The sequence below is a fragment of the Streptomyces iakyrus genome (assembly GCF_000717055.1).
GTDB lineage: Bacteria > Actinomycetota > Actinomycetes > Streptomycetales > Streptomycetaceae > Streptomyces > Streptomyces iakyrus.
On the sequence record NZ_JNXI01000013.1, the window covers coordinates 121934 to 140472 of the forward strand.

Here is an 18539-nt window from a genome sequence, read left to right on the forward strand (position 1 = left end):
ACGACACCCGCGGGCCGCTACGACCAGGCAGTCCGATGCGGTGCAATGCGGCGCGATGGTGGAGGGGTCGATGACTCAGGGGGCCGGTCAGGGACCCGAGGTGGAGCGGACGGCGACGTTGCGCGACTTCCGGGTGCCCGCGTACGTCCACGAGACCGGTCCGTACGTCCACAGCGTCCACCCCGGTGACGTCGCCCCGCCGCCCGAGGAGGCCTACCCCGAGGGGTACACGCCGACCGAGCGCGACCTTCCCGTCATCAACCGGGGTGACACTGTCCAGGTGACCGTGGACCCCGAGACCGCCGCCGCCCCGCAGGCCACCGGGCAGGGCCCGCTGTACGTCGTGGGTGACGTGCACGGCTACCTCGACCAGCTGGTGTCGGCCCTCCAGGAGAAGGGCCTGCTCGACGCCGCCGGAAACTGGTGCGCGGGCACCGCCCGGCTGTGGTTCCTCGGCGACTTCACCGACCGCGGGCCGGACGGCATCGGCGTCATCGACCTCGTGATGCGGCTGTCCGCCGAGGCCGCCGCGGCCGGCGGCTACTGCAAGGCGCTCATGGGCAACCACGAGCTGCTGCTGCTCGGTGCCAAGCGGTTCGGCGACACCCCCGTCAACTCCGGCGCGGGCACCGCCACCTTCCAGGCGGCGTGGCTCCTCAATGGCGGCCAGAAGACCGACATGGACCGCCTCCAGGACCACCACCTGCAATGGATGTCGCGCCTCGACGCCATCGAGGAGGTCGACGGCCACCTGCTCGTCCACTCCGACACCACCGCCTACCTCGACTACGGCCGCTCCATCGAAGAGGTCAACGACACCGTCCGCGAGACAATCACCCGCAACGACGCGGACGAGGTCTGGGACCTGTTCCGCAAGTTCACCAAGCGGTTCTCCTTCCGCGACGAGGGCGGTGCGGACGCCGTGCGCTCCCTGCTCGATACGTACGGGGGCACCCGCATCGTTCACGGGCACAGCCCGATTCCGTATCTGCTGGGCGAGGTCGGCTCCGAGGACGACGAGGACAACCGCGACCCCGTGATCGAGGGACCGCACGTCTACGCCGACGGACTCGCCATCGCGATGGACGGCGGCGTGACCATGGCCGGAAAGCTACTGGTCCAGCAACTGCCGCTGGATACGTGAACGTTCACCGGGCAGGCGTTCCCCTTCGGAGGACTGGGCCGGTGACGGGTCAATTTCGGTAAACCCCCTGTCACCGCATACCGTCACCGCTCTACCATCGGCTTATCCGTAGCAGGCTCCCCTCCGTTTCTGCCCGACGGCTCGTCAGCATGCCGAGCCCCAAGCCCTACGGAGCATCGGGGGATGCACATGAACAGCGTTCCGCAGCACCTGTTGAGCGAGGACCGCCAGGAATACGAGCGGATCCTCGATGAGGCGCTGCGCTCCGCACCACACCGTCCCGAACTGGCCGCTGTGGGTCAGCGGCTCAACCCCGAACAACTGCGCACCATGGCGCTGAACGCGACCGCACTCATCACGGCGGCCGCGTCGGCCGAGTACCAGCACTACGTCAAGGTCCGCGACGAACTGCGACAGCCGGCGTCGGCCGGCTCGCAGGCCGTGCGCGACTCAGGTTCCGCCGAACCGGGTACGGGTGCGTCGGGGCTCGCCGCCACCATGGGCGGGGTCGCCGAAACCGCCGGCGCGGGTGCCGTCGCCGTCGTCGCCGTCCTCGCGCCCGTCCTCGCCGGAACGGCCGCGGCGATCTTCCTCCTCGTCGGCTACATCCTGCGGATGCTCGACCCGGATCAGGGATTCGCCCGGACCATGCTCACCACGGGCTGGGTGTTCGGCGCCGTGACCGCGGTGGCGATTCTCGTCGCCGCGGTGGGACTGCTGCTCACGGCCCTGCGGAACAAGCCCACGGCCGAAGGCGGACCGTACGGCGAACTGCAGGGCGAAGTGGCCCAGGCCAAGGAGGCCTGGCACGAGGCCCTGCTGGAACGCGGCATCCTGCCCTTCCTGCGGGAAGCCCTCGTCGACCCCGGCGCGGCGGCGGCACTGCACCACACGCCCTCGTCCACGCCGGTCAGCCGCATGCCGCACCTCGGCTACGGCCGCCCGGGGTTCACCAGCCCGGACGACGGCGACCGCGGCTCGCGCCCCAGCTTCAGCAGCCCGGACTACACCAGCCCGGACTTCGGAGGGCCGGAGCACCAGCCGGAGTAGGCCCGGAGTAGCACCCGCCGGAGTCCGTCCGAGCGGCGGATCCGAACCGGCGGTTCCGAACCGGCGGATCCAGCGGGCGGATCCGAGTGGCGGACCCACAGGCCGGGGGGCCATCGGCCCCCGGGCCTGTTGCACGGCCGGATCAGTCCGCGATGGGCAGGTACACGCGGTTCCCGCTCGCCGCGAACTCCTTCGACTTCAGGGCCATGCCCTCCTCGATCTCGGTCCGTGTGCCGCCGTGTTCACGGCGGATGTCCTGCGAGATCTTCATACTGCAGAACTTGGGACCGCACATCGAGCAGAAGTGAGCCGTCTTGGCGGGCTCGGCGGGCAGGGTCTCGTCGTGGAACTCCCGTGCCGTGTCCGGGTCGAGGGCCAGGTTGAACTGGTCCTCCCACCGGAATTCGAAACGGGCGTCGGACAGCGCGTCGTCCCACTCCTGCGCACCCGGGTGCCCCTTGGCGAGGTCGGCTGCGTGGGCGGCGATCTTGTAGGTGATGACGCCGGTCTTGACGTCGTCACGGTTCGGCAGGCCCAGGTGCTCCTTGGGCGTGACGTAGCAGAGCATCGCCGTGCCCCACCAGGCGATCATCGCGGCACCGATGCCGGAGGTGATGTGGTCGTACGCCGGGGCGACGTCCGTGGTCAGCGGGCCGAGCGTATAGAACGGAGCTTCATCGCAGATCTCCTGCTGAAGGTCGATGTTCTCCTTGATCTTGTGCATCGGGACGTGGCCCGGGCCCTCGATCATGGTCTGTACGTTGAAACGCTTCGCGATCCGGTTGAGTTCCCCGAGCGTGCGCAGCTCCGCGAACTGCGCCTCGTCGTTGGCGTCCGCGATCGATCCGGGGCGCAGGCCGTCCCCGAGCGAGTACGTGACGTCGTACGCGGCGAGGATCTCGCAGAGCTCCTCGAAGTTCTCGTACAGGAACGACTCCTTGTGGTGCGCGAGGCACCACGCGGCCATGATCGAGCCACCGCGGGAGACGATGCCGGTCTTGCGGTTCGCGGTCAGCGGCACGTACGCGAGGCGCACGCCCGCGTGGACCGTCATGTAGTCCACGCCCTGCTCGGCCTGCTCGATGACCGTGTCCTTGTAGATCTCCCAGGTCAGTTCTTCGGCCCGGCCGTCGACCTTCTCCAGCGCCTGGTAGAGCGGCACGGTGCCGATGGGGACGGGGGAGTTGCGCAGAACCCACTCACGCGTGGTGTGGATGTTGCGGCCGGTGGAAAGGTCCATGACCGTGTCGGCGCCCCAGCGGGTCGCCCAGGTCATCTTCTCGACCTCCTCCTCTATGGAGGACGTCACGGCCGAGTTGCCGATGTTGGCGTTGACCTTCACCAGGAACCGCTTGCCGATGATCATCGGCTCGATCTCCGGGTGGTTGACGTTGGCCGGCAGTACGGCCCGGCCCACCGCGATCTCGTCGCGCACGACCTCGGGCGCAACGTTCTCCCTGATGGCGACGTACTCCATCTCGGGCGTGATCTCGCCGCGGCGGGCGTAGGCGAGTTGCGTGACCGCCTGCCCGGCCCTGCCGCGGCGCGGCTGGCGGGGCCGGCCGGGGAAGACGGCGTCCAGGTTACGGAGGCCGCCGCGGGGCGAGGTGTGCTTGATGCCGTCGTCCTCGGGACGGACGGGGCGGCCCGCGTACTCCTCGGTGTCGCCGCGGGCGATGATCCAGTTCTCGCGCAGCGGCGACAGGCCCCTGCGGACGTCGGTGTCGACGAGTGGATCGGTGTACGGGCCCGACGTGTCGTACAGCGTGACCGACCGGCCGTTGGTGAGGTGCACCTGACGGACCGGCACGCGCAGGTCGGGGCGGGTGCCCTCGATGTACGCCTTGTGCCAGCCGATGGACTTCCCGGCCTCCTCGGACTTCTCGTCCTGAACGGAGGCAGGCGTGCGTGCGTCCTTGTTGGTCATCAGACCTACTCCCTACGCCGGCATTACCCGGTAACAGGTTCGGCGGTCGACGCAGCGGTTTCCGTCCGGCGACGTTCCGTGTGAAACATCACTCGACTCCGGCGATGTTTCATGTGAAACATCGCCGGGACGGAGGTCAGCGCCCTCTCAGCCCGGTGCTCCGAGCTCCCGCGTGTACAAAAGGTGCCTCCACGCTAGCGGCAATTCTGGCGCGGTGAACAGAGGGCCCCCCTCGTTCTTGCGATGATCGGTCGGTGACCACGACGCAGCGTCCCCCCTACCCACCGCCCGAGCCGCCCCGCGGATCCGGCGCCGGAAACGGCAACGGCCGTGGTAACGGCCATGATTTCGCCGCCAGAGGCGGGCAGGGGCAAGCCAGGCGGCAGGGACCCGGGCCCGGATACGGGCATGACCGGGGTGACGAGCGTTTCGGCCCCTCGGGCGGCGGTGAGTACGGACCGGGCTTCGGTGGCGGCCCGGGTGCAGGTTCGTCCAGTGGCCACGGTGCTCCCGCGGGCGGTCAGGGTCCCGGCCACGGCCCCGGTGGTGGGCCCGGTGGCGGCGACGGGTATGGCCACGGTCACGGTGCCGGTGGCGGCTACGGCCATGGCGGAGACGACGGGCGCGGCAGCGGTGACGGTCACGGCGGAGGTGACGGGCACGGGCACGGCGGCGCTGACGGGAATGGCCGGGGCGGCGATGACGGGCACGGTCACGGTTCCGCCCCGGGCGGCGGCCACGGCCATTCGCACAGCCACGGTCCGGCCACACCCGTCTCCATGCACCTGCGCAAGGTCATCGCGGCGGTCCTGATCCCGTTCGCCGCGGCGGTGCTGGTCGGTCTCGTCGTGCTGTGGCCGGGCGGCGCCCCGGCTCACGAGCGCACCGGCGTCGGCTTCGACCGGCAGACACAGGACGCCACGGTCACCAAGGTGGTCGAGGTGAGCTGCAAGGAGGCAGGCGCTTCGGGTGTTCCCCCGACCGGCGACACCTCCACCGCTGAAGGTTCCTCCGCGGTGCAGCAGGAGCAGGGCACCTGCAAGCGGGCGACGATCCGGGTCGACAGCGGCGACGACAAGGGCCGTACGTTCACCGAGATCGTCCAGCCCGACCAGTCCCGGCAGTTGCACGAGGGCCAGAAGGTCGTCGTCGCCTACGAGCCGTCGGCGCCGAAGGACTTGCAGTACTCGGTCACCGACGTCAACCGTCGGCTGCCCATGGCTCTGCTCGCCGGCATCTTCGCCGTCGCCGTCGTCGTCGTCGGACGGCTGCGAGGGGTCATGGCACTGGTCGCGCTGGCCATCAGCTTCATGGTGCTGAACTTCTTCATCCTGCCCGCGATCCTTCAGGGTTCGAACCCGCTGGTCGTGGCGGTGGTCGGGGCGAGCGCCATCATGCTCATCGCCCTGTACCTCTGTCATGGTCTGTCCGCCCGGACATCCGTGGCGGTGCTGGGCACCCTCATCTCGTTGCTGCTGATCGGCATCCTCGGCTCGGTGTTCATCGACTGGGCCGCGCTCACCGGCAACACCGACGACAACACCGGTCTGATTCACGGGCTCTACCCGACGATCGACATGAGCGGTCTGCTGCTCGCCGGCATCATCATCGGCTCGCTGGGCGTGCTCGACGACGTGACGGTCACCCAGACCTCAGCGGTCTGGGAGCTGCACGAGGCCAATCCGTCGATGGGGTGGCGCGGCCTGTACCGCGCGGGCATCCGGATCGGCCGCGACCACATCGCCTCGGTCGTCAACACGCTCGTCCTCGCCTACGCGGGTGCCGCGCTGCCGCTGCTGCTGCTGTTCTCGATCGCGCAGAGCAGTGTGGGGACGGTCGCCAACAGCGAGCTGGTCGCGGAGGAGATCGTGCGCACGCTGGTCGGCTCGATCGGCCTGGTCGCCTCGGTGCCGGTCACCACGGCCCTGGCGGCGCTGGTGGTCTCGGCCGACCGGCCCGGGACGGAGCCCGCCCTGGAGGCCTCCGCGGCCCCGGCGCGCGGGGGGAGGGGCCGGCGCCGCAAGCGCTGACGCCTCTGTGCCGCGGACGGCTGCGAGGGCGTGGGCCTCCGGCGTCTGGTGCGGGCCTGGACTCCTGGCCGACGCCCCGGCGTCCGGCCCGCTGCCCCCGACCGCCTCAGACCGCCTCGCACCGAGTGAAGATCGCCCGGTCATACGAAGATCGCAAGAAGAAGCGTTCCTGCACAGCTCGGCGGCATCCGGTGAAGCGTTACTCCACCGTGCCGCCGGGCCCATGTCTCAACCAGCGCCCTGTTCGGCGAGGATGCGGTCCAGGGCCTCGTCGAGGTGCGCGTCGAAGTCGGCGAGCGAGCCCTCCTGGCCCAGCGGCACCAGCTTGTCCGTACGGTCCAGGAAAGCGACGAGCGGTGCCGTCGACGACCGGAACAACGCCTGGTCACTGCCCACCTGAAGCCGGATCAACACCTCGCCCAGCGCGTCGGGTTCGACGGGCGTGACCCGCACATCACCCTCCCCGCACGGCCGGCCGACCCCGTCGATCAGCAACTCCCGCCCGAAAGCCCATGTCACCGGGGCATCACCGGGCAAGTGAAAAGTCAGCCGGACGGCATAGGGATCACTGGACTCATAGCGCAGCTCCACGGGAATGCGGAAGGAGAGCTCTTCGGACACGAGAAAGCTCATCATGACCTCTGCTTGTACGGACTCGCGCATCGATAACCCCGTCATTCGCCGTGACTGGCCGGGAACGAACCTCTGACACTTGTGGAATCTTGCTGAACGTACACAGCAGATCACAAGGAGTGAGTTTTCACATAGTGATAGAGAGCGCGAGCGAGCCGAGCACCCGCCCGATCTCGGTCTGCAACTGACGGGCTGCGGGGAGCAGCCGGTCGGCCTGGTGTGCGGGTAGTGAGATGGCCATCGTCGCGGCCGTGGTGCCGAGGGTGAGCGGGATGGCGGCGCACACCGCGCCCAAGGCGTACTCCTGACGCTCGGTCACGGGTTCCATCCGCCGGATCCGCTCCAGACGCCGGAGCAGACTGTGGTTGTCGCGCACCGTGTACGGCGTGAGGGGCTGCACCGGGTAGCGGTCGAGGTGGTCACGGCGTGCTTCCTCGTCCAGCTGGGACAGCAGGCACTGCCCGATGGCGTGCGCGTGCCCGGTCTCACGGAAGTCCGCCCACTCCTCGACCGCCGGGTTGCCCGGGGTGTCGGAGACACACCTGACCTCGATCTCGCCCTCGCGGTACACCGCGTAGTACACGGGCACGCCCAGGACGTCCCGCCAGTGCGCGAGCGCGTCGACGACCGTGCTGCGACGTTTCTGCCGCGCGCCGCTGCTGCTCAGCCGCTCGGCCGCCTCGCCGAGGAAGAACAGGCCCTTGTCCCGGCGCAGATAGCCCTCGTGCACGAGCGTGCGCAGCAGGTGGTACGTCGTGGGCAACGCCAAACCGGTCTCCCGGGCCAGTTGTTTGGCCGGTGCCCCGTACTCGTGTACGGCGACGGTCTCCAGCAGGCGCATCGCGCGCTGCACGGAGCCGATGAGAGTCGGCGGAGGCGGCGGTGCGGAGGGGGGCGGTGACCCGGGCGGCGCCGCCGAGCGCGGTTGCGCGGGGACGGTGTGGAGCTGGACGGGTGCGGTGTCAGCCGGGACCAAGGGTCTCTCCCGAAGCGCGAGGGGGCCGACCGTGCGGAGGAACACGGGTGGGGGTGAATGCCGCTCGCGGGGAAGTCCCCGCGTCGAGTTCCGGACTCTATTCGTCTGCCACCGCACGCAGACGGTCCGGACGGGAAACTTCCCTCGCCCGAGGGAACGGGTGATTCCAGGTGTTTCCCGCTACCCCCACCGGTTTCCCACCGGTCTCACCAGTCGCTGCGCGACGACGAGCTCGAAGTGAACTTCCGTACGACGTAGATCAGTCCACCGACCAGGGCCACGAAGACCAGCACCTTGAAGAGCAGTCCGATGACGAAGCCGACCACACTGGCGATCAGCCCGCCGAACACGACGAGGGCGATGACCGGCACCGCGATCCACTTCACCCACCACGGCAGTCCCGTGAAGATCTCTCGCATCGCCCTCGTCCTTACCTTTCCACCCGTTCGAGTGCCGGGCCCTGTCGGTTCTTCTGGATCTCTGATGTCCTGCACTCGATGCTAGGTCCGTGAGGGGGTCGAACGGGGGCCTCGCATCCCTTGTCCTCCCCTGACCGATCCCCTAGGGAACCCTGAGGCGGTCCGTCAGCTCTCGGGCGGAGAGAAGACCACCATCACCCTCAGGTCCTCGGTGATGTGGTGGAACTTGTGCGCGACGCCCGCCGGCACGTAGACCACGCTGCCGCGCGCCACCTGGGTCGTCTCCAGGCCGACGGTGATCGCGGCGCGGCCGCTCACAACGAAGTAGACCTCGTCCTGATTGTGCGGCTTCTGTGGATCCTGTTCGCCCGCGTCCAGGGCGTATAGACCGACCGACATGTTCTGCTCTCGCAGAAACTGCAGGTAGGCGCCCTCATTGGCGGCGCGCTCCGCCTCCAGTTCATCCAGCCGGAATGCCTTCATCGCCTTGTCCGCCCCTGCCTCTTGTGCCCGTGTCCGATCAGGTCTGCCACGATCAGACACATGATGAATTTCGTAGTCAAGACGATCGCCAACGCGGGTGCCCTGGCGGTCGCCGTATGGCTGCTCGACAAGATCACCCTGACCGGTGACAGCACGGGCAAGAAGATCGGCACCCTGATCATCGTCGCGCTGCTCTTCGGCCTGGTGAACTTCCTGGTCAAGCCGCTGGTCAAGCTCCTCAGCCTGCCGCTGCTGATACTGACGCTCGGCCTGTTCACGCTGGTCGTCAACGCGCTGATGCTGCTGCTCACCTCGTGGCTGGCGGACAAGCTCGACCTGAGCTTCCACGTGGAGGGCTTCTGGACGGCCGTCCTGGGCGGCCTGATCATCTCGGTCGTCTCCTGGGCGCTGCACGTCGTCCTGCCCGACGGGGACTGAGCAGACATGACGTACCGCGTCTGCTTCGTCTGCACGGGCAACATCTGCCGGTCCCCGATGGCCGAGATCGTCTTCCGCGCTCGTGTGGCGGAGGCCGGTCTCGACGGGGTGGTGGAGGTCGACAGCGCCGGCACGGGCGGCTGGCACGAGGGCGACGGCGCCGACCCGCGTACGGTGGCCGTCCTGGAGGACAACGGCTACGCCGGCGGCCACACGGCCCGGCAGTTCCAGCCGTCCTGGTTCTCCCGCCTCGACCTGGTGATCGCCCTCGACTCCGGCCACCTGGGGGCGCTGCGCCGCCTCGCGCCGACGGAGCAGGACGCCCAGAAGGTAAAGCTGCTCCGCTCGTACGATCCTGCCGCGGGCGACGACCTCGACGTACCGGACCCCTACTACGGGGGCATGGACGGCTTCGAGGAGTGCCTTGAGATGGTGGAGGCGGCGAGCACCGGTCTGCTCGCCGCCGTGCGCAAGGACGTGGAGGGACGGGCGGCATGAGCGATTCCGCGACGGATGACGCGAGCGGGACGACGGGCGGCGTCGACGAAGTGACGGGCACCGCCGGACGGGCTACCGCGGGGACCGGTGACGGCACACGCGCGGTGCGGGCCGGACTGCCCGAGCCGGTCAAGCACGAGCCCACCCTGCCGGGCCCGGTGTTCGCCGCCCACTTCCACCTGCCGGGCGACCCGACCGGCCCCTACACCTACGGCCGCGACGAGAACCCCACCTGGACGCTGCTGGAGCGCGCCGTCGGCGAGCTGGAGGCTCCCGGCCGGGACGACGCCGAGACGCTCGTCTTCGCGTCGGGCATGGCCGCGATCTCGGCGGTGCTGTTCTCCCAGCTGCGCACCGGCGACGTGTGCGTCCTGCCCGACGACGGCTACCAGGCGCTGCCGCTGGTCCGCGCCCAGCTGGAGGCGTACGGCATCCAGGTGCGCACCGCGCCGACGGGTGGCGACGCCCAGCTCGACGTCCTCGACGGCGCGAGGCTGCTGTGGATCGAGACGCCGTCGAACCCCGGGCTCGACGTGTGCGACATCGGGCGGCTCGCCGAGGCGGCACACGCGCGTGGCGCCCTGGTGGCCGTCGACAACACCCTCGCGACGCCGCTCGGTCAGCGTCCGCTGGAGCTCGGTGCCGACTTCGCGGTGGCCAGCGGCACCAAGCAGCTCACCGGCCACGGTGACGTCCTCCTGGGGTATGTCGTCGGCCGGGAAGCCGAGGCCATGGCCGCCGTGCGTCGCTGGCGCAAGATCGTCGGTGCGATTCCGGGGCCCATGGAGGCGTGGCTCGCGCACCGTTCGATCGCGACGCTCCAGATGCGGGTCGACCGGCAGAGCGCGACGGCCCTGGCGGTTGCCGAGGCGCTGCGCGAGCGGCCCGAGGTGACGGGGCTGCGCTACCCGGGTCTCCCCGACGACCCCTCGCACAAGATCGCGGCGCGGCAGATGCGGCGCTTCGGCTGCGTGGTGTCCTTCACCCTGCCCACGCGAGCGCGTGCCGACCGCTTCCTCGACGCGCTGCGGCTCGTGGACGACGCGACGAGCTTCGGCGGGGTGCGGTCCACGGCCGAACGGCGGGGGCGCTGGGGCGGGGACGCGGTGCCTGAGGGCTTCATCCGCCTGTCGGTCGGTGCCGAGGACCCGGAAGACCTGGTGGCGGACGTGCTGCGTGCGCTGGACGCGTCGGCCGCCTGACCCTCCCCACGGACGGTCCGAGCCTCCCCCCTCGTGGCTCGGACCGTCCCCCGGTTCCGCGCGCAAGAACCGCGCGACCAAGGCTAGTTGACTCTCTGTCAGTGTCCAATCACGGTAGCGACAGAGACCTATCGACTTATTTATAGTTGAGCACGGCCATGGGCGGGTAGCGGAGGCCGGAGAGGGGAGTGTGCGGTGGATCTGGCCTTGCTGCGGACCTTCGTGACCGTGCACCGGGCCGGCTCCTTCACCCGCGCCGCCGCCCTCCTCGGTCTCTCCCAGCCCGCCGTCACCTCGCAGATACGCACGCTGGAACGGCAGCTGGGCCGCCCCCTGTTCCTGCGGCAAGCCCGCGGCGTGACCCCGACGAGCATCGGCGACGAACTCGCCCACAAGGCCGCGCCCCATCTGGACGCCCTGGTGGAGATCACCGAGACCGGCCTCGACGACGACTCCTCCTTACGGACGCTGCACCTCGCAGGACCTCCGGAGTTCACCGCTGAACGAGCCCTTCCCGCCCTCACGGAACTGACCGGTGAGGACGGTCAGGGCTTCGCCTTGCGCGCTTCCTTCGGGACGGCCGAGGAAACGCTGGAAGGGCTTTCCGCCGGGCACCACGATCTGGCCATCAGCACCGCCCAGCCGCGGGGCGCCCTGCTCACGGCGACTGCGCTCTGCGACGAGGAGCACGTCCTGGTCGCAGCCCCGCGCTGGGCCGAGGAGATCGGCACCGGGCAACCGGACCACAAGCCGGAACCGGCCCTGGAGAAGGTGCCCGTGGTGGAGGTGCACGAGTCGCTGCCCTTCGTCTCCCGCTACTGGGCCTCCGTCTTCGACTCGCACCCGGCCACCCCCGGCACCGTGATCGTCCCCGACCTGCGTGCGGTCCTGGCCTGCGCTGCCGCCGGAGCCGGCCTGGCGGTGCTGCCCCGCTATCTGTGTACGCCGGCGCTGGAGCGGGGCGAGGTCGTCGCCCTGCACGAGCCGACGGTGCCGCCGCTGCGGACGTACTTCCTGGTGGTCCGTACCGGGACACTCGCGATGCCCCACATCGCGCGGGCCCATGAGTGGTTGCAGCGGGCATCGGCCGACTGGTGCTGAAGTCCTTCCGGCCGGCCCTGGAGCTGCGGGACGTGGGTTGCGGGTGCGCCCTGGAGCCGGTGCCTGGGGCGCCTCAGCGCAAGTACCGGGGCGCTCGGGACCGGGCCTCACTCTGGGAGCTCGGCCGGTGACGTTTCGCGATGTTTCACGTGGAACCAGCCGGGCCACATTTCACTCATGACCGTCCGACCCGTGGTCAAGCGCACCGCCCGCGCCGTTCTGCTGGACGGCGCCGACCTGATCTTGATCAAGCGCACCAAGCCGGGCGTGGATCCCTACTGGCTCACCCCCGGTGGCGGGGTCGAGCCCAGCGACTCGACCGTCGTCGACGCCCTGCACCGCGAGGTGTACGAGGAACTCGGTGCCAAGATCACCGATGTGGTGCCCTGCTTCGTGGACACCATGGAGCACATCGGGGAGGACGGCGGCGCGACCGGTGTTAAGGTGCAGCACTTCTTCGTCTGCCGCCTGGAGTCCATGGACCCCTCGCTGCGCCATGGCCCCGAGGTGGACGAGCCGGTCGGCGAGTACGAGATCGTGCGCGTGCCCTTCACCCGCGTCGGTATCGCCTCCGTCCATCTCGTGCCGCTGTCGCTGCGCCACTACCTGGACGGCAACATCGAAGGTGTACTCGCCATGCACGCGCCCGACCTGGGCTGAGACACCTGGTCAGCTTCCGGCCGCGACCAGTTCCTCGACGGAGTCGTGCCGTATGCGGTCCGACGGGATGCCGATGTCCCTCAGGGCGTTCACACTGCTGCGGATCATCCCGGGCGGCCCGGAGAGGTAGGCGTCGAACTCGTTCCACGGCCCGTAGGCGCGTATCGCGTCCGGCAGCTGCTGGTTCGCCTGCTGGTCGATGATCGCGCGGACCGAGAGCCAGGGGTGGCTCTGCTGGAGGCGGAGCATGGTGTCGATGTCGTACAGGTCGTGGTCCGTGCGGGCGCCGTAGAAGACCTCGACCGGCCGGCGGTCCCCGTGCTCGGCGACGTCCTCGACCAGGGCCTTGATGGGCGCTATGCCCGTGCCGCCGCCGAGGCAGAGCAGACCGCTGTCGGTGGTGTGGTCCACGGTCATGGAACCGGCGGGAGGGCCGAGCCGGATGATGTCACCGGGGCGGGCGCGGTGCACCAGGGCATTGGAGACCCAGCCCGCCGGAACGGCCTTCACGTGAAACGACAGAAGACCGTCGGAGCGGGGAGCCGAGGCGAAGGAGTAGTGCCGCCAGATCCGGGGCCACCAAGGCGTCTCCACGCTCGTGTACTGCCCTGCGAGGAAGGGGTACGGCTGGTCGGGCCGGACGGTGACGACCGCGACGTCCGGGGTTCTCAGGTCGTGCGTGACGATCTCGGCGTACCACCAGGCCGGAGCGCGCAGTTCGTCCGCGGCCGCCGCGTCGATCATGACCTGGGAGATCGTGGTGTAGGCCCTGACCCAGGCCGCCTCCATCTCCGCGTTCCAGACCCCGGCGGCGTATTTGCTCAGCGCACCGATGAGGCACTCGCCGACGGCCGGGTAGTGCTCGGCCCGCGTCCCGTACTTCCGGTGGCCCCGGCCGAGATTCTGCAAGTAGTCGACGAGGACTTCCTTGTTGTCGATGTGCTCGGCGGCCGTGAGCAGCGCTCTGAGCAGCCGGTCCCGCTGGGTGTCCATCGCGGCGGGGAACAGCGACCGCAGGTCGGGGTGGCGGACGAAGAGCAGGGCGTAGAAGTACGACGTGACCTTGTCGGCGACGGGGGCCACCTCGGTCATGGTGCGGCGGATGAGCAGGGCGTCCGGGGAGCCCTCTTCGGCCGGGGCGGTGGCGGCTTCTTCCGGAGACGACACCGGAGCGTGCCGCTGGGCGGAGACGGGCTGCTCGGCAGCGGCAGGCGGGGGCGGAGCCAGCGTGGTGGCGAAGGGTGCGGGAGTCAGCGGGGTCGGTGCGGGACCCGACGACGGGGCGCCGACGAGGCTGGAGACCGCGGGGGAAGGGTCGTGCTGAGCGGCGTGAGGGGCGGGCGTCGATATCGCATCCGGGGTCTCGCGCCCGTGCTCCGGCCCGCCGGTGCTCACACCGCCGGGTGTCGAGCTGGGCGGCGCGGATGTGCCGTCTGCCGGCGGTTCCGGGGCGGTTCCGGGCCTGCCCACCGGGCGTATCGCCGCCGGTCGACGGCCTTCTGCCGTCCTGTCGGGAGTCCTTGCGTCGCTTTCCGGCGCCGTCGTCGGGTCCTTGCGGGGTGTGAACCAGCCGCCCCCGCCGCCAGAAGTGCCGTTGTCGGCCGACGTGGTGGTCGGAGCGTCCATGGTGTGCCTCGCCTCGAGCATCTTTCGGTCGGTCTGCGCACTTCCCAGTCGGAAGGTGCCTGCTTTCCCCCGTGGACGGTCTGCGTTCCCATCCTTGTCGCGGCCAATGCGGCCACATTCAACCCGTATTCCGGCCCCGTACGGACAAGTAAGGCGAGAGTGTGACATTGGCCGCAGTAACTCTCATCGAGCTTCTCACCCGCCTGGACGCTTCCGTCGCGTAACCGGAAACGCGGGTCTTCGATCTCTCCGTCCCGTTAGGCTGCACTGCCCTGCGCTCGGCCCTCACAGGGGTGTCGCGTGCCGGATGCGAACCGGAGTCGACCCTACCGGGCACCGCCGTGCACACAAGTCCCCCCTTCCCCCGCCACGAATGCGGTCACCACGCGAATCATCAAGACGGTCAACTGTGTTGCGTTAAAGCACCGTTCCCGGCGCTGATCGGACACGTGATGTTCTTACGTGTTTCACGTGAAACATCCAGCACGGGCCAACGCCGTGTACGGGTGGCGACAACTGGCCAAAAGCTCGTACGTCTCCACTGAAAGAGGTGGACGCCAGGGGCCCGCGTCGGACAGCCTGACCTGCGTGCCGACTCCTTCCCTTGCCTCCCTGCCCATCCGTCGTTTGACGCTCCGCGATCAAGCCGCCTGCGCCGACTTGTCCGAGGACCGGGGGTGGCCACGGGAGGAGCACAAGTGGGGCTTCCTTCTTACGGCCGGGAAGGGTTACGGCATCGACGACCCCGACGGTGGCCTGGTCACCGCCTGCGTCGTCACCGAGTACGGACCGCAGGACCCCGCCCTCGCCGCGATCGGCATGGTCCTGGTCGCCGGACGGCATGCCCGTCAGGGCGTGGGACGCCGGCTGATGCGCCACGTCGTCTCGGCGATGGGCGCCACCCCGCTCACCCTGCATGCCACGCCGTACGGCCGGCCCCTCTACGAGGAACTCGGCTTCAAGGTCACCGGGCGGGCTGAGATGGTCCGCGGGCACTTCACTCCCGGGGGGCCGCAGCCGAGAGTCGCCACGCGCGCCGCCACCGCCGAGGACCTGACCGCGATCCTCCGGCTCGACGAGCAGGTGTTCGGGGCCGACCGCACCCACATCGTCACCCGACTCCCTGCCTTCGCCGACCAGTTGCGCGTAGCCGAGGAGGGCGGGCAGATCATCGGGTACGCGGGTGCCTGGCCGAACATGGACACTCACGTCGTGGGGCCGCTCGTCGCACGCGACACGTCGGTGGCGCAGGCCCTCATCGCCTCTCTTGCCGCTCGCACCGACCGTCCGCTGCGCACGGACATCGATGTGCGGCACAAAGAGCTCCTCGCGTGGGTGAAGGAGCGTGGCCTGGCATCCCTCGCCTTCAACTCGGTGATGTCGTACGGGATCACCGAGTTGCCCGGAGACTGGAGCCGGCGGTTCGCGCCGGTCACGGTCGCGGCGGGCTGAAGAAACCTCGTTACGGCGATGAGGGCTCCCCGGAAAACGGGGAGCCCTCATCGCCGTGCTGAAGTGGTTAGGCGAGGGTCTCCAGGGCGGCCATGGCGAAGCCGTGGTCCTGCTCCGGGGCGCCGCCGCCGATGCCGATCGCGCCGATCAGACGGCCGTCGCGGTGCATCGGTACGCCGCCGGCGATGAACAGCAGCGGCCGGTCGAGCGCGGTCGGCAGCGTGTGGAAGAGGCCCCCGGGCTGCACCGCGTCGACCAGGTCGGCGGTGGGCGCGTTCATCTGGAGAGCCGTGTAGGCCTTGCGGGTGCTGGTCTCGCCGGAGATCAGCACGGCGCGGTCGTCCCGCCGGAAGGCGAGCAGATGGCCGCCCGCGTCCAGGACGGTGACGCTGATGGTGACGCCTGCGTCCTCGGCGGCACGCTGGGCCGCGGCGACGAGCGCGTCAGCGTCCTGGCTGGTCAGCGGGGCGACGGCGGTGGTGGTGGTCATGAGGGAGCTCTCCTGGACGGCGTGCTGGTGGTGCTGGGTCATGGGGTCGGTGAGGGTGGTCCGGCTGCTCAGTGGTGGGCGGCGGCCCGTTGCTCGGCCGGTGCGCCGCCCGTGACGACGGTGCTGGGCTCAGCCGCACGGCGCTCCAGGGCGGCCGAGACAAGGGCCAGGAGCAGGGCGCCGGCTGCCAGGGCGGCACCGACCCAGTTGGGGGCGGTGTAGCCGAGGCCTGCCGCGATCACGAGGCCGCCGAGCCAGGCGGACAACGCGTTGCCGAGGTTGAAGGCGCCGATGTTCACGGCGGACGCCAGGGTCGGGGCACCGTGCGCCTGGTCGAGGACCCGCTTCTGGAGCGGCGGCACGGTGGCGAAGCCCAGGGCACCGATCAGCGCGATGGTGACGGCCGACAGCAGCTTGTCGTGGGCGGTGACCGTGAACAGCGCCAGGACGACGGCCAGGGCGCCCAGGGAGACGTACAGCATGGGCATCAGGGCGCGGTCGGCGAACCTGCCGCCGATGAGGTTGCCGCCGACCATGCCGAGGCCGAAGAGGACCAGCAGCCAGGTGACGGAGCCGTCGGCGAAGCCTGCGACGTGGGTCATCATCGGCGCGATGTAGGTGATGGCCGCGAAGACACCGCCGAAACCGAGGACGGTCATGGCCATCGCGAGCAGCACCTGGACGTTCTTGAAGGCGGCCAGCTCGTGGCGCAGGCGCACGCCCTCCGCCTTGGGCATGTCGGGGACGAGCCGGGCGATGCCGGCCAGGCCGACGACGCCGAGGGCGGCGACGATGCCGAAGGTCACCCGCCAGCCGACGGACTGCCCGACGAGCGTGCCCAGCGGGACGCCGACCACGTTGGCGACGGTCAGGCCGGTGAACATCATCGCGATGGCTCCGGCCTTCTTGTCAGGGGCGACGAGGTCGGCCGCGACGACCGCGCCGATGCCGAAAAAGGCGCCGTGGGCCAGGGAGGCGACGATCCGGCCGATCAGCATGACGGAGAAGGCCGGGGCGAGTGCCGAGAGCAGGTTGCCGACGATGAACAGGCCCATGAGCAGCATCAGCATCCGCTTGCGGGAGACCCTGGTGCCGAGCACGGTCATCAGCGGGGCGCCGAACATGACGCCGAGCGCGTAGCCGGTCACCAGGTATCCGGCGATGGGGATGGAGACCCCGTAGTCGCCCGCGACCTCGGGCAGCAAGCCCATGATCACGAATTCGGTCGTTCCGATCCCGAAGGCCCCGATCGCGAGGGCCAGAAGCGCGAGAGGCATGGAGGGGTTACCTTCCCAGACGATTGCAGGAGCGCTTTGCGTGCGTCCACAATAATTGCAGACGCGGGCTATATGCAACCGCCGTCAATTGCGACCCTGCTCTATCCTGGGTGGCAGCCGCTCCGGGACGGAGGAAACGCCAATGACAGCGACGGACCCCGCGCTCACCGCTCTCGCCCAGGGCTGGTGCGCCCTCTCCCTGCTCCACGGGAGGATCGAGGCCCACATCGAGCGCGCCCTGCAGGCCGGGCACGACCTCAGCGCACGCGAGTACTCCCTGCTGGACGTGCTCAGCCGACAGCACGACGGGGACGGAGGGCATCTGCAGATGAAGCAGGTCGCCGACGCGGTCGTCCTCAGCCAGAGCGCAACCACACGCCTGGTCACCCGGCTGGAGGACCGCGGGCTCCTGGAGCGCTACCTGTGCCCCACCGATCGCCGGGGCATCTACACGAACGTCACCGAAGCGGGCCTCGAACTACTGGAAGCGGCGCGGCCGACCAATGACGCCGCCCTGCGCGAAGCCCTCGACGAAGCCGCGAAGAACCCCGAACTGGCCCCACTGGTCCGGGTCGTGGAGACCCTGAAGGCCCCGGTGCCCGCCTAGGACACACGCCCAGGACATACCGGGTGCGGCGACTCCGCACCGGCCGGCTCTGCTTAGGGTGCGTCCATGGGAGATCTTGAGATACGTTCCGCCGTCTCCGACGACGTCCCGGCGATCGTCGCCATGCTCGCGGACGACCCGCTGGGCGCACAGCGCGAGTCACCGGACGACCTCGGCCCGTACCTGGCCGCGCTGGAGCGGCTCAGCGCCGACCCGAACCAGCATGTGGTCGTGGCGGTACGGCAGGGCCGGGTCGTCGGCACGCTCCAGCTCACGATCATTCCCGGGCTCTCCCGACGCGGTGCCACCAGGTCGATCATCGAGGGAGTGCGCATCCATGCGGACGAGCGCGGCAGCGGCCTGGGAACACAGCTCATCGAGTGGGCGATCGACACGTCCCGGGAGCAGGGATGTCAGTTGGTCCAGCTGACCTCCGACAGGACGCGCGGCGACGCCCACCGCTTCTACGAGCGGCTCGGGTTCACGGCCTCTCACACAGGCTTCAAGCTCCAGCTGTGACCGTCAT

Annotated in this window: 19 protein-coding genes; 11 read left to right on the forward strand and 8 right to left on the reverse strand. The window is 69.7% G+C overall.

Annotation, left to right across the window (positions count from 1 at the left end; translation table 11 throughout):
- The first annotated feature begins 55 nt into the window (after positions 1-55).
- Positions 56-1144 carry a metallophosphoesterase gene (locus OO68_RS20495; RefSeq protein WP_106974381.1) on the forward strand — a complete coding sequence of 363 codons (1089 nt, stop codon included), beginning with the start codon at positions 56-58 and terminating at the stop codon, positions 1142-1144.
- A 183-nt stretch (positions 1145-1327) separates the two neighbouring features.
- Positions 1328-2194 carry a membrane protein gene (locus tag OO68_RS20500; RefSeq protein ID WP_033309861.1) on the forward strand — a complete coding sequence of 289 codons (867 nt, stop codon included), beginning with the start codon at positions 1328-1330 and terminating at the stop codon, positions 2192-2194.
- A gap of 142 nt (positions 2195-2336) precedes the next feature.
- On the opposite strand, the gene thiC is transcribed toward OO68_RS20500, so the two are convergent.
- Positions 2337-4121 carry a phosphomethylpyrimidine synthase ThiC gene (gene thiC, locus OO68_RS20505; RefSeq protein ID WP_033309862.1) on the reverse strand — a complete coding sequence of 595 codons (1785 nt, stop codon included), beginning with the start codon at positions 4119-4121 and terminating at the stop codon, positions 2337-2339.
- Positions 4122-4900: 779 nt separating this feature from the next.
- On the opposite strand from thiC, the gene OO68_RS20515 reads away from it, so the two are divergent.
- Complete coding sequence (locus tag OO68_RS20515; protein ID WP_033309864.1) at positions 4901-6151, forward strand: YibE/F family protein; 1251 nt, start codon at positions 4901-4903, stop codon at positions 6149-6151.
- A 228-nt stretch (positions 6152-6379) separates the two neighbouring features.
- Here OO68_RS20515 and OO68_RS20520 read toward each other — a convergent pair whose 3' ends face one another.
- The 4 genes from OO68_RS20520 to OO68_RS20535 all read right to left on the reverse strand — a co-directional run bounded on the left by OO68_RS20520 (position 6380) and on the right by OO68_RS20535 (position 8662).
- Entirely contained in the window at positions 6380-6814 is a 435-nt protein-coding gene (locus tag OO68_RS20520; RefSeq protein ID WP_033309865.1) for an SsgA family sporulation/cell division regulator, read from the reverse strand.
- Positions 6815-6911: 97 nt separating this feature from the next.
- A complete protein-coding gene (locus tag OO68_RS20525; RefSeq protein WP_403549787.1) occupies positions 6912-7760 on the reverse strand; it encodes an IclR family transcriptional regulator in 849 nt (282 codons plus the stop codon).
- Between the two features lie 206 nt (positions 7761-7966).
- Positions 7967-8179, reverse strand: a complete 213-nt coding sequence (locus tag OO68_RS20530; RefSeq protein ID WP_020271174.1) for a DUF5326 family protein — start codon at positions 8177-8179, stop codon at positions 7967-7969.
- Positions 8180-8344: 165 nt separating this feature from the next.
- Positions 8345-8662, reverse strand: a complete 318-nt coding sequence (locus tag OO68_RS20535; RefSeq protein ID WP_033309867.1) for a cupin domain-containing protein — start codon at positions 8660-8662, stop codon at positions 8345-8347.
- 60 nt (positions 8663-8722) lie between these two features.
- Between OO68_RS20535 and OO68_RS20540 the strand changes: the two genes are divergently transcribed.
- The 5 genes from OO68_RS20540 (at position 8723) to OO68_RS20560 (ending at position 12561) form a co-directional block, all read left to right on the forward strand.
- Positions 8723-9100 carry a phage holin family protein gene (locus OO68_RS20540; RefSeq protein ID WP_033309868.1) on the forward strand — a complete coding sequence of 126 codons (378 nt, stop codon included), beginning with the start codon at positions 8723-8725 and terminating at the stop codon, positions 9098-9100.
- A 6-nt stretch (positions 9101-9106) separates the two neighbouring features.
- Complete coding sequence (locus tag OO68_RS20545; RefSeq protein WP_033309869.1) at positions 9107-9598, forward strand: low molecular weight protein-tyrosine-phosphatase; 492 nt, start codon at positions 9107-9109, stop codon at positions 9596-9598.
- A complete protein-coding gene (locus OO68_RS20550) occupies positions 9595-10800 on the forward strand; it encodes a cystathionine gamma-lyase (RefSeq protein WP_033309870.1) in 1206 nt (401 codons plus the stop codon). The genes OO68_RS20545 and OO68_RS20550 overlap by 4 nt, the downstream gene beginning before the upstream one ends.
- Before the next feature lie 195 nt (positions 10801-10995).
- Positions 10996-11901, forward strand: a complete 906-nt coding sequence (locus OO68_RS20555; protein WP_033309871.1) for a LysR family transcriptional regulator — start codon at positions 10996-10998, stop codon at positions 11899-11901.
- 177 nt (positions 11902-12078) lie between these two features.
- Positions 12079-12561, forward strand: a complete 483-nt coding sequence (locus OO68_RS20560) for an NUDIX domain-containing protein (protein ID WP_033309872.1) — start codon at positions 12079-12081, stop codon at positions 12559-12561.
- A gap of 9 nt (positions 12562-12570) precedes the next feature.
- On the opposite strand, the gene OO68_RS20565 is transcribed toward OO68_RS20560, so the two are convergent.
- Positions 12571-14208, reverse strand: coding sequence for a globin domain-containing protein (locus OO68_RS20565; RefSeq protein WP_403549793.1), 1638 nt, complete (start codon positions 14206-14208; stop codon positions 12571-12573).
- A 567-nt stretch (positions 14209-14775) separates the two neighbouring features.
- On the opposite strand from OO68_RS20565, the gene OO68_RS20570 reads away from it, so the two are divergent.
- Positions 14776-15639, forward strand: a complete 864-nt coding sequence (locus OO68_RS20570) for a GNAT family N-acetyltransferase (protein ID WP_033309874.1) — start codon at positions 14776-14778, stop codon at positions 15637-15639.
- A 67-nt stretch (positions 15640-15706) separates the two neighbouring features.
- On the opposite strand, the gene OO68_RS20575 is transcribed toward OO68_RS20570, so the two are convergent.
- Positions 15707-16129 carry a GlcG/HbpS family heme-binding protein gene (locus OO68_RS20575; protein ID WP_033309995.1) on the reverse strand — a complete coding sequence of 141 codons (423 nt, stop codon included), beginning with the start codon at positions 16127-16129 and terminating at the stop codon, positions 15707-15709.
- Between the two features lie 68 nt (positions 16130-16197).
- Positions 16198-17406 (reverse strand): MFS transporter, encoded by a 1209-nt coding sequence (locus OO68_RS20580; protein WP_033309875.1) that lies wholly within the window; start codon positions 17404-17406, stop codon positions 16198-16200.
- A 142-nt stretch (positions 17407-17548) separates the two neighbouring features.
- Between OO68_RS20580 and OO68_RS20585 the strand changes: the two genes are divergently transcribed.
- Both OO68_RS20585 and OO68_RS20590 read left to right on the forward strand, forming a co-directional pair.
- Complete coding sequence (locus tag OO68_RS20585; RefSeq protein ID WP_033309876.1) at positions 17549-18013, forward strand: MarR family winged helix-turn-helix transcriptional regulator; 465 nt, start codon at positions 17549-17551, stop codon at positions 18011-18013.
- A gap of 66 nt (positions 18014-18079) precedes the next feature.
- Positions 18080-18532, forward strand: a complete 453-nt coding sequence (locus OO68_RS20590; RefSeq protein WP_033309877.1) for a GNAT family N-acetyltransferase — start codon at positions 18080-18082, stop codon at positions 18530-18532.
- The last annotated feature ends 7 nt before the right edge of the window (positions 18533-18539 follow it).

Excerpts from the sequence above, each read along its gene's own strand:
- OO68_RS20495 (WP_106974381.1), top strand. The coding sequence starts at position 56 with ATGGTGGAGGGGTCGATGACTCAGGGGGCCGGTCAGGGACCCGAGGTG.
- OO68_RS20500 (WP_033309861.1), top strand. The coding sequence starts at position 1,328 with ATGCACATGAACAGCGTTCCGCAGCACCTGTTGAGCGAGGACCGCCAG.
- thiC (WP_033309862.1), bottom strand. The coding sequence starts at position 4,121 with ATGACCAACAAGGACGCACGCACGCCTGCCTCCGTTCAGGACGAGAAG.
- OO68_RS20515 (WP_033309864.1), top strand. The coding sequence starts at position 4,901 with ATGCACCTGCGCAAGGTCATCGCGGCGGTCCTGATCCCGTTCGCCGCG.
- OO68_RS20520 (WP_033309865.1), bottom strand. The coding sequence starts at position 6,814 with ATGCGCGAGTCCGTACAAGCAGAGGTCATGATGAGCTTTCTCGTGTCC.
- OO68_RS20530 (WP_020271174.1), bottom strand. The coding sequence starts at position 8,179 with ATGCGAGAGATCTTCACGGGACTGCCGTGGTGGGTGAAGTGGATCGCG.
- OO68_RS20535 (WP_033309867.1), bottom strand. The coding sequence starts at position 8,662 with ATGAAGGCATTCCGGCTGGATGAACTGGAGGCGGAGCGCGCCGCCAAT.
- OO68_RS20540 (WP_033309868.1), top strand. The coding sequence starts at position 8,723 with ATGATGAATTTCGTAGTCAAGACGATCGCCAACGCGGGTGCCCTGGCG.
- OO68_RS20545 (WP_033309869.1), top strand. The coding sequence starts at position 9,107 with ATGACGTACCGCGTCTGCTTCGTCTGCACGGGCAACATCTGCCGGTCC.
- OO68_RS20550 (WP_033309870.1), top strand. The coding sequence starts at position 9,595 with ATGAGCGATTCCGCGACGGATGACGCGAGCGGGACGACGGGCGGCGTC.
- OO68_RS20560 (WP_033309872.1), top strand. The coding sequence starts at position 12,079 with ATGACCGTCCGACCCGTGGTCAAGCGCACCGCCCGCGCCGTTCTGCTG.
- OO68_RS20565 (WP_403549793.1), bottom strand. The coding sequence starts at position 14,208 with ATGCTCGAGGCGAGGCACACCATGGACGCTCCGACCACCACGTCGGCC.
- OO68_RS20575 (WP_033309995.1), bottom strand. The coding sequence starts at position 16,129 with ATGACCACCACCACCGCCGTCGCCCCGCTGACCAGCCAGGACGCTGAC.
- OO68_RS20580 (WP_033309875.1), bottom strand. The coding sequence starts at position 17,406 with ATGCCTCTCGCGCTTCTGGCCCTCGCGATCGGGGCCTTCGGGATCGGA.
- OO68_RS20585 (WP_033309876.1), top strand. The coding sequence starts at position 17,549 with ATGACAGCGACGGACCCCGCGCTCACCGCTCTCGCCCAGGGCTGGTGC.
- OO68_RS20590 (WP_033309877.1), top strand. The coding sequence starts at position 18,080 with ATGGGAGATCTTGAGATACGTTCCGCCGTCTCCGACGACGTCCCGGCG.